Source organism: Microbacterium sp. K27, from assembly GCF_004794435.1.
In the GTDB taxonomy this organism is placed as follows: Bacteria; Actinomycetota; Actinomycetes; order Actinomycetales; family Microbacteriaceae; genus Microbacterium; species Microbacterium maritypicum_A.
Genome location: NZ_SSDK01000043.1, coordinates 1 through 13,855, shown reverse-complemented (window position 1 = coordinate 13,855; position 13,855 = coordinate 1). Strand labels below are relative to the sequence as shown.

11 protein-coding genes are annotated in these 13,855 nt (G+C 68.7%); 7 read left to right on the top strand and 4 right to left on the bottom strand.

Going from position 1 to position 13,855, the window contains the following annotated elements; translation table 11 throughout:
• A complete protein-coding gene (locus DW307_RS13705; protein WP_136024984.1) occupies nt 1-1,026 on the bottom strand; it encodes an App1 family protein in 1,026 nt (341 codons plus the stop codon).
• A gap of 4 nt (nt 1,027-1,030) precedes the next feature.
• Nucleotides 1,031-1,702 (bottom strand): DedA family protein, encoded by a 672-nt coding sequence (locus tag DW307_RS13700; protein ID WP_136024983.1) that lies wholly within the window; start codon nt 1,700-1,702, stop codon nt 1,031-1,033.
• 41 nt (nt 1,703-1,743) lie between these two features.
• Between DW307_RS13700 and DW307_RS13695 the strand changes: the two genes are divergently transcribed.
• The 5 genes from DW307_RS13695 (at nt 1,744) to holA (ending at nt 9,830) form a co-directional block, all read left to right on the top strand.
• Nucleotides 1,744-3,069, top strand: coding sequence for an anthranilate synthase component I family protein (locus tag DW307_RS13695; protein ID WP_136024982.1), 1,326 nt, complete (start codon nt 1,744-1,746; stop codon nt 3,067-3,069).
• Nucleotides 3,070-3,103: 34 nt separating this feature from the next.
• Nucleotides 3,104-5,680: a leucine--tRNA ligase gene (gene leuS, locus DW307_RS13690; protein WP_136025061.1), complete on the top strand. Its 2,577-nt coding sequence runs from the start codon at nt 3,104-3,106 to the stop codon at nt 5,678-5,680.
• A gap of 112 nt (nt 5,681-5,792) precedes the next feature.
• A complete protein-coding gene (locus tag DW307_RS13685; RefSeq protein ID WP_136024981.1) occupies nt 5,793-6,407 on the top strand; it encodes a helix-hairpin-helix domain-containing protein in 615 nt (204 codons plus the stop codon).
• Nucleotides 6,404-8,731, top strand: coding sequence for a ComEC/Rec2 family competence protein (locus tag DW307_RS13680; RefSeq protein ID WP_136024980.1), 2,328 nt, complete (start codon nt 6,404-6,406; stop codon nt 8,729-8,731). Before DW307_RS13685 ends, DW307_RS13680 begins: the two co-directional genes overlap by 4 nt.
• A gap of 61 nt (nt 8,732-8,792) precedes the next feature.
• Nucleotides 8,793-9,830, top strand: coding sequence for a DNA polymerase III subunit delta (holA, locus tag DW307_RS13675; RefSeq protein WP_021198554.1), 1,038 nt, complete (start codon nt 8,793-8,795; stop codon nt 9,828-9,830).
• A gap of 102 nt (nt 9,831-9,932) precedes the next feature.
• Here the strand turns inward: holA and rpsT are convergent, their stop codons facing one another.
• Nucleotides 9,933-10,193 (bottom strand): 30S ribosomal protein S20, encoded by a 261-nt coding sequence (gene rpsT / locus DW307_RS13670; RefSeq protein ID WP_017830351.1) that lies wholly within the window; start codon nt 10,191-10,193, stop codon nt 9,933-9,935.
• Nucleotides 10,194-10,415: 222 nt separating this feature from the next.
• On the opposite strand from rpsT, the gene DW307_RS13665 reads away from it, so the two are divergent.
• Complete coding sequence (locus tag DW307_RS13665; RefSeq protein WP_136024979.1) at nt 10,416-11,795, top strand: glycoside hydrolase family 1 protein; 1,380 nt, start codon at nt 10,416-10,418, stop codon at nt 11,793-11,795.
• Nucleotides 11,792-13,030: an MFS transporter gene (locus DW307_RS13660; protein WP_021198556.1), complete on the top strand. Its 1,239-nt coding sequence runs from the start codon at nt 11,792-11,794 to the stop codon at nt 13,028-13,030. Before DW307_RS13665 ends, DW307_RS13660 begins: the two co-directional genes overlap by 4 nt.
• On the opposite strand, the gene DW307_RS13655 is transcribed toward DW307_RS13660, so the two are convergent.
• Nucleotides 13,025-13,780, bottom strand: coding sequence for an alpha/beta fold hydrolase (locus DW307_RS13655; RefSeq protein ID WP_136024978.1), 756 nt, complete (start codon nt 13,778-13,780; stop codon nt 13,025-13,027). The genes DW307_RS13660 and DW307_RS13655 overlap by 6 nt on opposite strands.
• Nucleotides 13,781-13,855: the final 75 nt, after the last annotated feature.

Here is a 13,855-nt window from a genome sequence, read left to right as displayed (position 1 = left end):
TCAGTGCAGGATGCCGGCTTCGCCGAGCAGATCGCGAAGACCGGCGCCGTCCTCGGCGCTCACCCACGGGGCGGCATCTTCGGAGTGCGGTTCGTGACCGGCGCGTCCACCGGCGAGCACGGCCTCGGCGGGAAGCAGACGACGGATCGCGACGCCGGCGACGGAATCGGGGTACTCGTCCATGAACTGGCTGTAGATCGACTCGTCGTGCTGGCCGTCGTCTCCGATCAACAGCCATTTCACGTCGGGGAACTCGGTCGCGAGGCGACGCAGGTTCGTGAGCTTGTGTTCACGCCCGCTGCGGAACCACCGTTCGTGAGTGGGACCCCAGTCGGTCAGGAGCATGGAGCCGGCGGGGAAGAGGTGGCGACCGAGGAAGCGCCACAGAGTGGGGGCGACATTCCACGCACCGGTGGAGAGGTACACCATGGGTGCACCCGGGTGCTGGCGGAGCAGCTGGTCGAGGAGGACGGCCATCCCCGGGACGGGAAGGCGTGCGTGCTCGTCGAGCACGAAGGAGTTCCAGAAGGCGATGAAGGGACGAGGCAGCGCCGTAACCATCACGGTGTCGTCGACATCCGACACCACGCCGAACGAGGTGCCCTCGGCCACGATGAATGCGCGAGCCTCCACCGGCGCCTGACCCTCGACGGAGAACGTGAACGTCTGCCAGCCGGGTTCCAGATCGACACGGATCATGGCATCGACCACGCCGCCGCGGTCGGCAGCCACCTGGTGAGTGGTCTCGCCGAAGTGCACGCTGACAGCGGCGAATCCCACCGGGATGCCGACGAAGCTGCGCCATCCGCGGACGCTGGCGGGTTCACCGTCTCGGGTGCGACGCTGCGGCGGGACGATCAGCACCCGGCCGACGACGCGGACCCATTCCGGACCACCGTAGCCGGGGAAGGGAAGGATCGTCGCGACACGGCCACGACGGCGCGCACGACCTTCACGCCAGACATGGAAGCGGTGTTCGAGTCGGGCGAACCAGTGGATCCGGGGGGCTGGGGGAGCCGATGCCATTGCCTCAGTCTTTCACGTCGGCGTCGGCCTCTGCCTCCGGGGACTCCAGGTGACGGGCTTCGATGCGCTGCAGCAGCTTCTTGCCCAGGAAAGCCAGAAGCAGGAACAGGGCGATCACGCCGACGAAGATGTACCCGGCGAAGTGCACGCGATCGACCAGTTCGCGGAAGCTGCCGGCGGCGAGCGACGTGACACTCACATAGGCGGTGGCCCAGAGGACACAGGCGGGAGCCGTCCATGCCAGGAACTTGCGGTACGGGTACTCGCTCATCCCGACGGTGAGGGGAACCAGAGAATGCAGCACGGGGAGGAAGCGGGAGAGGAAGATCGCGATCCCCCCGCGGCGCTCGAGATAGTTCTCGGCACGCACCCAGTTGTGCTCGCCGATCCGCCGCCCCAACCAGGAGACGCGGATGTGCGGGCCCAGCCAGCGTCCCAGCCAGAACCCGATGCTCTCACCGATCAGCGCGCCGATCACGACCGCGACACCCATCGCGATGCCCTCCAGGGGAGTGGCGACACCCATGGACGCGATGATCACGATCGTGTCGCCGGGAACGATGAGGCCGATCAGGATGCTCGTCTCCAGCATCACGGCGAGCCCGGCGATGAGCGTGCGGGCGAACGGATCGATCGACTGCACGGTGTCGAGGAGCCAGATCAGGAGGTCGTCCACCCCATGAGGATACGGGAGCCACCCGGTCCTAGGCTGGAAAGGTGCCCGAACAGCTGAGTGCTCGTCCGCTTCCCGACTGGGTGGAGCCGTCGTCGGTGTTCGGGATGCTGGAAGCCGGGACCGCCGATGTGTTCTGGCTCGACGCTGGGGCTGACGCGCTCACCGGATGGAGCTTCGTCGGGACGGGGGAGCGCTCGACGCTTCCGCGCCAGGTGCGCGTCGACGTCGTCGCTGCCCACCCTGAGCTGCCGCCGTTCACAGGGGGCTGGGTGGGGTGGCTCGACTATGAGAGCGGCGCCGCCGCCGTCGGTGCACCGGTCGCGGGCCTGGAAGACGGCTCGGGCGGTTCCTGGCTGCGTGCCACCCGTGTCGTCGCCTTCGACCACGACAAGCAGCGCGTCTGGGTGCTCGGGATGGAGAGCGACGTCGAGGACTGGGCGGTAGACGTCCGGGCACTGGTGGGGGTCCCGGAAGCCGTGCCCTCCTCGATGAGCGACCCCGACCACCCGCCGCGTATCGCCGTCGCCCGACACGACCCCGGCGAGTACGCCGCACTCATCGAACGCTGCCGCGATCTCATCCGTGCGGGCATCGCCTACCAGCTGTGCCTCACCACGCGCTTCACCGTGGCCGGCGCCCACGACCCGGTCGAGGTCTATCGTCGGCTCCGCGCCGCCACGCCCGCCCATCATGGCGGATTCCTGCGCATCGGCGATCGCACCCTGTTGAGTGCCAGTCCCGAGCAGTTCCTCCATGCCGCGGGCGGAGTCATCCGTACCCGTCCCATCAAAGGCACCAGGCCCCGAAGCATCGATCCGGTCGAAGACGCCGCGCTCGCCGCCGAACTGGCGACGGACCGCAAGGAGCGCGCCGAGAACGTCATGATCGTCGACCTGATGCGCAACGACCTCTCGCGGGTGTGCGAGCCCGGGAGCATACGTGTGGAGGGTCTCTGGGTGGTCGAGAGCTATCCCGCCGTGCACCAGCTGGTGAGTACCGTGAGTGGGCGGGCGGCCGAGGGGACAACGGTCGAGGCCCTGCTCGAGGCGGCCTTTCCAGCCGGCAGCATGACCGGGGCTCCGAAGCTGTCGGCGATGACCCGGCTGCACGAGCTGGAGGGCGGGCCTCGCGGCGTGTACGCCGGATGCTTCGGGTACATCGGTGACGACGGAACCCTGGATCTGGCGATGGTGATCCGCAGCATCGTGATCGAAAGGGAGCAGGCTGTGGTCGGCGCCGGCGGAGGGATCACCTGGGGGTCGATCGCGACCTCAGAGGTCGCCGAGGTCGCGACCAAGGCGAGGGCACCGCTCATGGCGCTCGGTGCCGGAATGCCCGGGCCCTGGCGTTCCGATATCCTGAACTGATCCCGCTTTTTCCATCAGATTGGTCGTGCGTTCGTTGTCTGAGAACCTGTCCACCGCTCCTGCCGACGACGAGACCCCGTCGGCGCACGCCATCCAGAACAAGTGGCAGAAGTACTGGGCGGAGAACGGCACGTTCCTCACGGGTGGCGACGACGACACCCGCCCGCGTCGGTATGTGCTCGCGATGTTCCCGTACCCGTCCGGCGACCTGCACATGGGGCACGCCGAGAACTACCTCTACTCCGACATCGTGGCCCGTTTCTGGCGCCACCGCGGACACAACGTCCTGAACCCGATCGGCTGGGACTCCTTCGGGCTGCCCGCCGAGAACGCCGCGATCCGGCAGGGTGCCGACCCTCGGGACTGGACGTATCAGAACATCGCGCAGCAGAAGGTCGGCTTCGAACAGTACGGCGTCTCGTTCGACTGGAGCCGGGTCCTGCACACGTCCGACCCCGAGTACTACCACTGGAATCAGTGGCTGTTCCTGAAGCTGTACGAGCGGGGCCTGGCGTATCGCAAGAAGAGCCCGGTGAACTGGTGCCCGAACGACCAGACGGTGCTGGCGAACGAGCAGGTCGTCGACGGACGCTGCGATCGCTGTGGAGCCGAGGTCATCAAGAAGAAGCTCACGCAGTGGTACTTCCGGATCACCGACTACGCGGACCGTCTGCTCGACGATCTGAACCAGCTCGAGGGATTCTGGCCGCACAAGGTGCTGCAGATGCAGCGCAACTGGATCGGACGCTCCGTGGGCGCCGACGTCGACTTCCTGATCGAGGGGCGTGAGGAGCCGGTCACGGTGTTCTCGACGCGCCCTGACACGCTGCACGGCGCGACGTTCTTCGTGGTCGCACCCGATTCCGACCTGGCGTCCGAACTCGCTGCCGGTGCTTCTGATGACGTGCGTCAGCGCTTCCAGACGTACCTGGAGCAGGTGCAGAAGGAGACCGACATCGATCGGCAGTCCACGGACCGCCCGAAGACCGGTGTGTTCCTCGAGCGCTATGCGATCAACCCCGTGAACGGCGAGAAGCTGCCGGTGTGGGCGGCGGATTATGTGCTGGCCGACTACGGTCACGGTGCGGTCATGGCGGTTCCTGCGCACGACCAGCGCGACCTGGACTTCGCCCGTGCGTTCGACCTGCCCGTCAAGGTGGTCGTCGACACGACGGCTCCCGTCACGGGCGCGATGCCGGTGATCGAGGTCGACGACGAGGGCGTGCCGATCGACACGGGCGCCGCGCTCGAGGAGCAGAGCCCCGCCACCACGGGCGTTGCACTCACCGGCGAAGGCCGCATGATCAACTCCGGTGCACTCAACGGGCTCTCCAAGCGCAACGCCATCGCGCGTGCGATCGAGCAGTTGGAAGCGACCGGCACGGGTCGTGCCGCCAAGAACTACCGTCTGCGTGACTGGCTGATCTCGCGTCAGCGCTTCTGGGGCACGCCGATCCCGATGCTGCACGCCGAAGACGGCAGCATCATCCCGGTTCCCGAGGACAAGCTCCCCGTGAAGCTGCCGAGCGTCGAAGGACTCGACCTCAAGCCCAAGGGCACTTCGCCGCTGGGCGGTGCCGAGAGCTGGGTGCGCACGACCGACCCGCAGACGGGCGACCCCGTGCTGCGCGACCCCGACACGATGGACACGTTCGTCGACAGCTCGTGGTATTTCCTGCGTTTCCTCTCGCCGAACAGCGACACGGTGGCTTTCGATCCGGCGCAGGCGGCGCGCTGGGCACCGGTGGACTCGTACATCGGTGGTGTCGAGCACGCGATCCTGCACCTGCTGTACGCGCGCTTCATCACGAAGGTCCTGTTCGACATGGGGCTGATCGACTTCACCGAGCCGTTCTCGAACCTCATCAACCAGGGCATGGTGCTGCTCGACGGGCAGAAGATGTCCAAGAGCAAGGGCAACCTGGTGCTCTTCCAGGAGGAGCTCGACGCCCACGGCGCCGACGCCCTGCGTGTGGGGCTGGCGTTCGCCGGTCCCGTGGAGGACGACAAGGACTGGGCCGACGTCTCGACGACCGGCGCCCAGAAGTTCCTGGCGCGCGCGATGCGCATCGCCGGTGAGGTGTCGAGCCCGGTCGACGTGGTGTTCGACGGCGGTGACTCCGCGCTGCGACGCGCGACGCACAAGCTGCTCGCCGAAGCGCCCGCGCTGGTCGAGCAGACGAAGTTCAACGTGCTGGTCGCGCGCCTGATGGAGCTCGTGAACGTCACCCGCAAGACGATCGACGGTGCCGCCGGCGCGGCTGACCCCGCCGTCCGCGAAGCCGCGGAGACGATCGCCGTGATGCTCGACCTCATCGCTCCGCACACGGCGGAGGAGATGTGGGAGATCCTCGGACACGAGCCTTCCGTCGGCCTGGTGACGTGGCGTTCCGCCGACCCGGCACTGCTGATCGAGGACACGATCACCGCCGTCGTGCAGGTGGGCGGCAAGGTGCGCGCCCAGCTCGAGGTCTCGGCGCGTATCGGCGAGTCGGAGCTCGAGGCTCTGGCCCGCGCCGACGAGCGCGTGATCCGGTCGATCGGCGACCGCGAGATCGTGAAGGTCGTCGTGCGTGCTCCGAAGATCGTGAGCTTCGTCGTCAAGGGCTGATCGACGTACGGGCTGATCGCCTGTCCTCCACGGAAGTCTCCTCGCACGGGGTTGTCCCCGGCAGGGGCGAATGCCGCCCGGCCGGAGGATCGACCGCGCCTAGCGTGGCCGGATGGAATCTCCGCAGGCACCCCTCCCACCTCGGCGCCGACTGCGTCTGAGCATCGGAGCGGCGGTGGTGCTGGCTCTCGTCGTGCTGTCGGCTGCCGTGGGGCTCGGGATCATGCGGGGGCAGGCCGCGCCTGTCGAATCGGTGCCGCTCGAAGACACGAGTACGGGAACAGGCGCAGGCCGCGAAGCGACCGATGACCTTTACGTGCACGTTCTCGGGGCTGTCGAGAAGCCCGGACTCTATGTGCTCGATCGTGACGCACGGCTCGTCGATGCGCTGGCGGCTGCAGGGGGAACGACCGTCGAGGCCGATCTGGCCGCGGTCAACCTCGCTCGAATGCTCGAAGACGGAGAGCAGGTCGTCGTGCCGGCAGCCGGAGCCATGGCGGGTGGGCCCGGCGAAGTCGCACCGCCACCGGACGATGACCGGATCGACCTCAACACCGCGGATCAGGCGGCGTTGGAGACGCTCCCGCGTATCGGTCCGGCACTCGCGGAGCGGATCATCTCCTGGCGGGAGGAGAACGGCCGGTTCGCCTCGGTGGATGACCTCCTGGCGGTTCCCGGCATCGGGGAGAAGCTGGTCGCAGGCCTGCGCGACGGGGTCAGGGTGTGAGGGGACGAGACCTCCGGCTCGTGCCGCTCGCGGTGGCGGTGTGGTGCGTCGCGCTGCTGTGTGTGATGTTCCCTGCGGTCGCGTGGGGGTGCGCCGCCGTGTGCGGGCTCGGGGCGGTAGGCGTGCTGGCATCGGTCGTGCACCGTCGAAACCGCCATGGAGAGTCCTGGGCACTCGGGGGCCTCGCCGTCGTCGTGCTGGCCGCGATGGCGGCTGCGGCGGTATCGGTCGGGTTCGCCGTCCCCGAGCGGGAAGCGGCGAAGGGGTGGGACGCTCGCGTGGTCGAGATCACGGCCGAGGTGACGTCCTCCGCATCGATCGGACGCGATGGGCGGCTGTGGTTCGAGGCGGTGACATCGACGCTCGGGCCGCCGGGCCGTGCGGTGGCGTCCGCCGCCCCGGTGCGCCTGGGGGTCGTCCCGGCCGAGGGCTTCGACCTCGGCGCGACGGTTCGGGTCGTGGGCGAGTCATCGGCGACGGATGCCGTGGAGCGCTCAGCGTTGGTCGTCTTCGCGAGCGACGCCGAGGTCATCTCGCCCGCGCCTGGTGTCTTCGGTGCGGCGGCGACGATCAAGAGCGTGTTCGTCGAACGGTCTCTACGCCTGCCGGAACCGGGCAACGGGCTGCTTCCCGGACTCGCGGTCGGCGACACGCGCGCCGTCACCGCCGAGCTGAACGACGACATGCGCACCAGCGGGCTCAGTCACCTCACTGCGGTCAGCGGAGCGAACTGCGCGATCGTGGTCGGCGCGATCTTCTGGCTGACGGCACTGTGCGGAGGCGGCCGCCGGTTGCGTGTCGTCCTGTCACTCGTGGGCCTGACCGGGTTCGTGGTTCTGGTGACTCCCGAGCCGAGTGTGATCCGGGCAGGGGTGATGGCGGCGGTGGGGATGCTCTCCGTGCCGTCGGGGAAGCCGAGCGCCGGGGCCGGGATGCTGTCGCTGTGCGCCACCACGATTCTGGTTGCGGACCCCTGGCTGGCGGCGACGCCGGGGTTCGCGCTGTCGGTCGTCGCCTCGGGTGCGTTGATCCTGCTCGCCCCACCTCTGGCGCGCGGCTTGGCTCGGGGGATGCCGCGCCCCGTCGCGCTCGCTGTCGCGGTCCCGCTCTCCGCGCAGCTCGCGTGCGGCCCGATCATCGCCCTGTTCGCGGAACAGCAGTCGTTGGTCGGTATCGCCGCGAACCTGATCGCGGGGCCCGCAGCCCCGGTCGCGACGGTGATCGGGCTCCTCGCCTGCCTCGCCGCTCCGTTGCCGGTGCTCGCTGACCTGCTGACGGCCTCGGCGTGGCTTCCCGCGGCGTGGATCGCGATGACCGCGACCACCACGGCCCAGCTGCCGGGCGCGCAGGTCCTGGTACCGCCCGGCCTCGGCAGTGCCCTGGTGGTGGCGGTGGTGAGTGCGGCGATCGCCATCGTGCTGATGCGTGCCCCCGCGTATCAGCCGGGCTCACGTGTGGAGCGGGCGGCTGCCTGGGGACGTCGCGGTGCGGCGATGATCGTCGTCGTGGTGCTGTCGTTCGCCGGTTCTCGTGCGCTTCTCGACGGCCCCCTCGCCACGGCGACGACCCCCGACGCCTGGGCCGTCGCGGCGTGCGATGTCGGGCAGGGTGACGCGGTGCTCGTGCGCTCGGCGACCCAGGTCGCTTTGATCGACACGGGGCCGGAGCCCCAGCCACTGGCCTCATGTCTGCGGTCGCTCGGCGTCGAGCGCATCGACCTTCTCGTCCTCACCCACTTCGACCTCGATCACGTCGGCGGGGCTGAGGCGGTGCGCGGTCGTGTCGACGTGGTCATGCACGGTCCGATCGCCGAGGACGCCGATCGACGTCTCCTCGATGACCTCGTCGAGGGAGGCGCGCGCGTCGACGAAGCATCGGCGGGCCAGCACGGCATGCTCGGCGAGGCCGCATGGCGTGTGCTCTGGCCGCTGCGCGACTCCGCGGCCTTTCCCGAGGGCAACGATGCGAGCGTGGTGATGGAGTTCGACGGGGGAGAGGTGCCCCGATCGATCTACCTCGGCGACCTCTCCGCCGCGCCTCAGCGCATGTTGCAGCGCACAGCGAGACTCGCACCGTACGCCGTGGTCAAGGTGGCGCACCACGGCAGCGCCGACCAGGATCCCGGTCTGTACGAGGCGATGCGGCCCCGGGTGGCGCTGTTCAGCGTCGGAGCGGACAACGACTACGGGCACCCTCGTTCCGAGACCCTCGATCTCCTGGCGGCGACCGGTGCACATGTGCTGCGCACCGACGACCGGGGGCGCATTCTGCTCGGTCTTCGCGACGGCGAACTGCAGGTCTGGACGGAGAAGCCTGCCGGATGAGCCGCTCGGATCAGCCTCGAAGGAGCGGAACCATGTCGGCGACCGCCGGTAGGCTGGATCCATGGCAGCTTCGCGAACCCCTTCCCGCGGCGGCGCGAAGCCCACCAAGATCCCGCAGGTCTCCTGGCGTGAGCCGCACCCCGCTCCGATCGTGCTCGTGTCGGGCCCGGAAGAGGTCTGCGCCGAGCGCGCGATCGCCGGCGTTCGCGACTACCTCCGTGCCGAGGACCCCGCGCTCGAAGTGAGTGACGTACGGGCCGATGATTACGCACCCGGAACGCTGCTCTCCCTCACATCGCCGTCCTTGTTCGGGGAACCACGTCTCGTCCGCGTCTCCGGCGTGGAGAAGTGCTCCGATGCCTTCATCCAGGAAGCGGTGTCGTATCTCGACAACCCGCAGGAGGGCGCGACCGTCATCCTTCGCCACACGGGCGCCAGCGTGCGAGGCAAGAAGCTGCTCGACGCTGTCCGTGCCGGGAACGGCGGCGGTATCGAGATCGCCTGCCCTGCCATCAAGCGCGACAGCGACCGAGTCGACTTCGCCGCCGGCGAGTTCCGCGCGGCGAAGAAGCGCATCGCGCCTCCGGCTCTTCGAGCCCTGGTCTCGGCCTTCGCCGACGACCTCACCGAGCTCGCCGCGGCCTGCCAGCAGCTCATCGGAGACGTCGAGGGCGACATCTCCGAAGACATCGTCACCAAGTACTACGGAGGTCGGGTCGAGGTGTCGGCGTTCGTCGTCGCCGACACGGCCATCGCCGGACGCTACGGCGAGGCCCTCATCGCCCTCCGTCATGCTCTCTCGTCGGGCGCCGACCCGGTTCCGATGGTCGCGGCCTTCGCCATGAAGCTCCGCACCATGGCACGAGTCGCAGGCAACCGCGAGCCGAGCCGCCAGCTCGCTCAGCGTCTGGGAATGAAGGATTGGCAGGTTGACCGCGCACGCCGCGATCTCGCCGGCTGGAACGAGCGGTCACTCGGAATGGCGATCCAGGCCACTGCCAGGGCCGATGGCGAGGTCAAGGGTGCGGCACGCGACCCGATCTTCGCGCTGGAGCGCATGGTCACCGTCATCGCCACTCGTCAGCCGTTCGGCGAGTAGTCGAGCGAGAGTGGCCAGTCGGATTCGACTGCCGGGACGCTCCGATGCAATGAAGAAGGCCCGCCCCGAGGAACGGGACGGGCCTTTCTCAGAAGCTTCGGCTCAGAGGGAAGCGACCTGCTTGGCGAGAGCCGACTTGCGGTTCGACGCCTGGTTCTTGTGCAGGACACCCTTGCTGACGGCCTTGTCGAGCTTGACGGCAGCCTTCTTCAGGGCGGCCTCTGCGGCGGCCTTGTCACCGGCGGAGACGGCCGTGCGAGTGGTGCGGATGACCGTCTTGAGCTCGCTCTTCACGGCCTTGTTACGCTCGCGCGCCTTCTCGTTGGTCTTGTTGCGCTTGATCTGCGACTTGATGTTTGCCACGTGTGGACGCTTTCTGTACAGGAGTTTTCGGAATGCCGGCAGCAGAAGAGGGCTGCTGCACAGCGGTCGTGAGGGAAGAACCCACACGCAAGCCAAGAGTCGAGTCTACCAGCAGAGGGGCTGTTGACGCGAAACGACGAGGAGAATGCGAGACGCAGTCGCGCATTCGATGGTACCGGGTGCAGACTCATCACTATCTCGACACTGATGTCAAGGAGCCCCATGACCCCCGCGTTCCCTCGCCTGTCTGCGCCTGCCGGGCTCCGCTGGTCCGCCGCGACCTCAGCGTTCCAGATCGAGGGGTCGCGCCCCACCGGGATATCCGGTCGTTCCATCTGGGATGACTTCCTCGAGAGACCGGGAGCGATCGTCGACGGATCGACGGCGGATCCCGCGTGCGACAGCTACCGGCGCTCCGAGGATGATGTCGCCCTTGCGGCGGGCCTGGGTCTCGACCGCTACAGGTTCTCGATCCCGTGGGCTCGCGTGCAGCCCGACGGCCTCGGCCGCGGTGACGCGTCGGCCCTCGATCACTACTCGCGCCTGGTCGATCTCCTCCTCGATGCCGGGGTCGTCCCGTTCCCCACCCTGTTCCACTGGGAGATGCCGAGTCTCATCGAAGCAGGCGGCGGCTGGCTCGAGCGCGATACCGCGGAGCGCTTCGCCGACTATGCGGCCATCGTGGCTGATCGTCTCGGCGACCGGGTGCAGCACTGGTACACCCTGAACGAGCCCGCCATGATGACGCTTCAGGGATACGCGGTCGGCGCGCTGGCGCCCGGGAAGCAGCTCCTCTTCGGCGCGCTGCCGACCGCTCACCATCAACTGCTCGCCCATGCTCGCGCGGCAGCCGCTCTGCGGGAGCGTGGTGCCGCATCGGTCGGACTGGTCAACAACCACACTCGGGTCCTGCCGCTGGGCGACACCGCTGAAGACCACCAGGCCGCAGCGGTCTACGATCTGATCCACAACCGGATCTTCAGCGAACCCCTCCTCGCCGGAACATACCCCGACCTGGAATCACTCGGCCTGCCCCCGATGCCTGTGCAGGACGGCGACCTCGAGGCCATAGGACGCTCGATCGACTTCTACGGCATCAACTTCTACAACCCGACCACGGTGACCGCCGCCGAGCAGGAGAGCCCGATCCCGTTCGACATCGTGCCCACTCCGGGAGTCCCGGTCACCGGGTTCGGTCCGGAATGGCCGATCATGCCGAGCGCGCTGCGCGATCTCCTGATCGACCTGCACACCCGGCATCCGCAGATGCCGCCTGTGATCATCGGCGAGAACGGTGCCTCGTTCCCGGAACCCGAGTGCGCCCTCCGCGTTGATGACGCCGATCGGATCGCCTATCTGGCGGGACACATCGCCGCGGTAGGGGAGGCGATCGACGCGGGGGTGCCGGTGGAGGAGTACACGGTGTGGTCGCTGCTCGACAACTGGGAGTGGGCTGACGGCTACACTCAGCGCTTCGGACTCGTCCACGTCGACTTCGAGACGGGGGAACGGACCCGCAAGGCGTCGTACGACTGGTACCGCGGGATCATCGAGAGCGCGCGGACGGATGCGACCGCTGCCACGACGGAGGCGGCGAGATGACCGAAGCGACCGGAACGCGCCCGGTCCGCGCGGGCGCGCGCTGGATGTCGCTGTTCACGCTCGCGTGGCTGGCGATCTGGACCGTGCAGCTCACGCCGGTGCAGCTGCTCCTGCCGCTGCAGCTCGACACCCCGCAGGACGACTGGATCCGGGGCGTCGTCTCCTCGGGACTGGTTCTCGGAATCGGCGGGCTCGCCGGGATCATCGCGGGACCGGCGGCCGGCGCGCTCTCGGACCGCGCGGCTGCGGGCCGCCACCGTCGGCGTCCGTGGGCGCTGGGCGGTGTGCTGTTCACCGCGGTCTGCCTCGTCCTCACCGGCTACGCGCAAGGGCCATGGGCCGTGGGCGCCGGTTGGGTCGGGGTGTCGATCGGCGTGGCGGTGTCGTCCGCCGCCTTCACCGCGCTGATCGCCGACCAGCTGCCGACGACACAGCGCGGGGCCGCCTCCGCCGCGGTCGGGTCCAGCCAGGCTGTCGGCATCGTGGTCGGGGTCGGCCTCGTTGTCCTGCTCGGTCTCGAGCTCCGGGAAGGCTATCTCCTGCTCGCCGGGATCATCGCGGTGGTCGGTACGACGGCGGCGCTGCTGCTGCCCGATCCACCGACCACGGAGGCGATGCGGCCGAAACGGATCGGACGCCGCCACCTGGACTCGCTGCGCGATCGCGACTTCGCCTGGATGCTGTCCGGGCGCCTGGTGACGAACGTCGGCAACGCGCTCGGGACCGCGCTGTTCCTGTTCTTCCTGCTGCACGGCCTCGGCCAGCCCAGCGCCATCGCCCAGGACAACCTGCTGCTGCTGATCGTCGTCTACACGGTGTTCGTCGTCATCGCCTCGGTGATCACGGGGATCGTCTCCGACCGGACAGGGAATCGCCGGACGCTCACGGTGGCGGCGACGGTCGTGCAGGCGGCCTCGGGGGTGGCGATCGCGCTGGTACCGACGTTCGAGATGACGATGGTCGCCGCCGCGCTGATGGGCCTCGGCTATGGCGCGTTCTCGACGGTGGGCCTCGCATTCGCCGCCGACCTGCTCCCGGATGAGCAGGACCATGCGAGGGACCTCGGGATCGTGAACGTCACAGCCGCGCTCGGGCAGCTCATCGGCCCTGTGCTGGGGGCGGGACTGGTCGCGCTGGTCGGCGGCTTCTGGCTCGTGTTCGTCGCGGCGGCGGTTCTCTCCCTCGTCGGCGGGCTGCTCACGGCGTTCGCGCGGCAGCCGGCCAGGGCGTCATGAACTCGAGGGGTCACGCGCCACTCCCTGCGCGGCGTCACGCTCCACGGTCGCGATGGCGAGCTGCAGCACGGCGTTGAAGATCTGCGGCCGCATCGCGGTGACGAGGTGCGTCGTGCGTGGCACGATGATGAGCTCGGCATGCGGGGCGAGCCGTCGGAACAGTGACTCGTTGAGCCGCAGCTGGTCGTACTGCCCGTTCACGAACCAGAGCGGAATCGTGATGCGAGGGATCGCCGCGGCGATGTCGAGCGCGGCCAGACTGCGCAGCGCGGCGTCCTGGGTGTCGAGCGCGTAGCCGCCGGCGGCGAAGTCGGACCGGGTCTCCACAGGCACGGTGGCTTCGAGGATCCGGCCGGTCAGCCACATCCCGCGGTCGGGAAGGGCATCGACGGCTCGAGTGAAGAGACGGTAGGCCGCGAGCCCGGCACCGTGAGGGATCGACGTGCAGGACGCCGCGATCAGCCCCGCGACGGGAGGTTGCTCCGAGCCCCCGACATACGCGAGGCAGAGCAACCCGCCCATCGAATGCCCCACCAGCAGGACGGGGCCCTTCTCGGCCGCGGCGCGCACCGCCTCATCGATAGTGTGCAGCGCCTCGTGGAGGGTGAAGTCCTCCTGCATCCGCGTACCGTGCCCCGGGAGGTCGACGGCGGTGAAGGCGTAGCCGCGCTCCTCGAGGTAGGCCGCCTGGGACCGCCACATGGTGGCGGACGTGCGGATACCGTGCACGAAGACGATCTGGACGCTCACGGGTTCAGCATAAGGAAAGCGGGGCCGGTGGATGAACCACCGACCCCGCTTCGACACCATGTGTGTCAGAGAGTG

Bases quoted from the DNA above. Each gene is read 5' to 3' on its own strand.
- DW307_RS13705 (WP_136024984.1), bottom strand. From the start codon at position 1,026: ATGGCATCGGCTCCCCCAGCCCCCCGGATCCACTGGTTCGCCCGACTC.
- DW307_RS13685 (WP_136024981.1), top strand. From the start codon at position 5,793: ATGGAATCTCCGCAGGCACCCCTCCCACCTCGGCGCCGACTGCGTCTG.
- holA (WP_021198554.1), top strand. From the start codon at position 8,793: ATGGCAGCTTCGCGAACCCCTTCCCGCGGCGGCGCGAAGCCCACCAAG.
- DW307_RS13665 (WP_136024979.1), top strand. From the start codon at position 10,416: ATGACCCCCGCGTTCCCTCGCCTGTCTGCGCCTGCCGGGCTCCGCTGG.
- DW307_RS13660 (WP_021198556.1), top strand. From the start codon at position 11,792: ATGACCGAAGCGACCGGAACGCGCCCGGTCCGCGCGGGCGCGCGCTGG.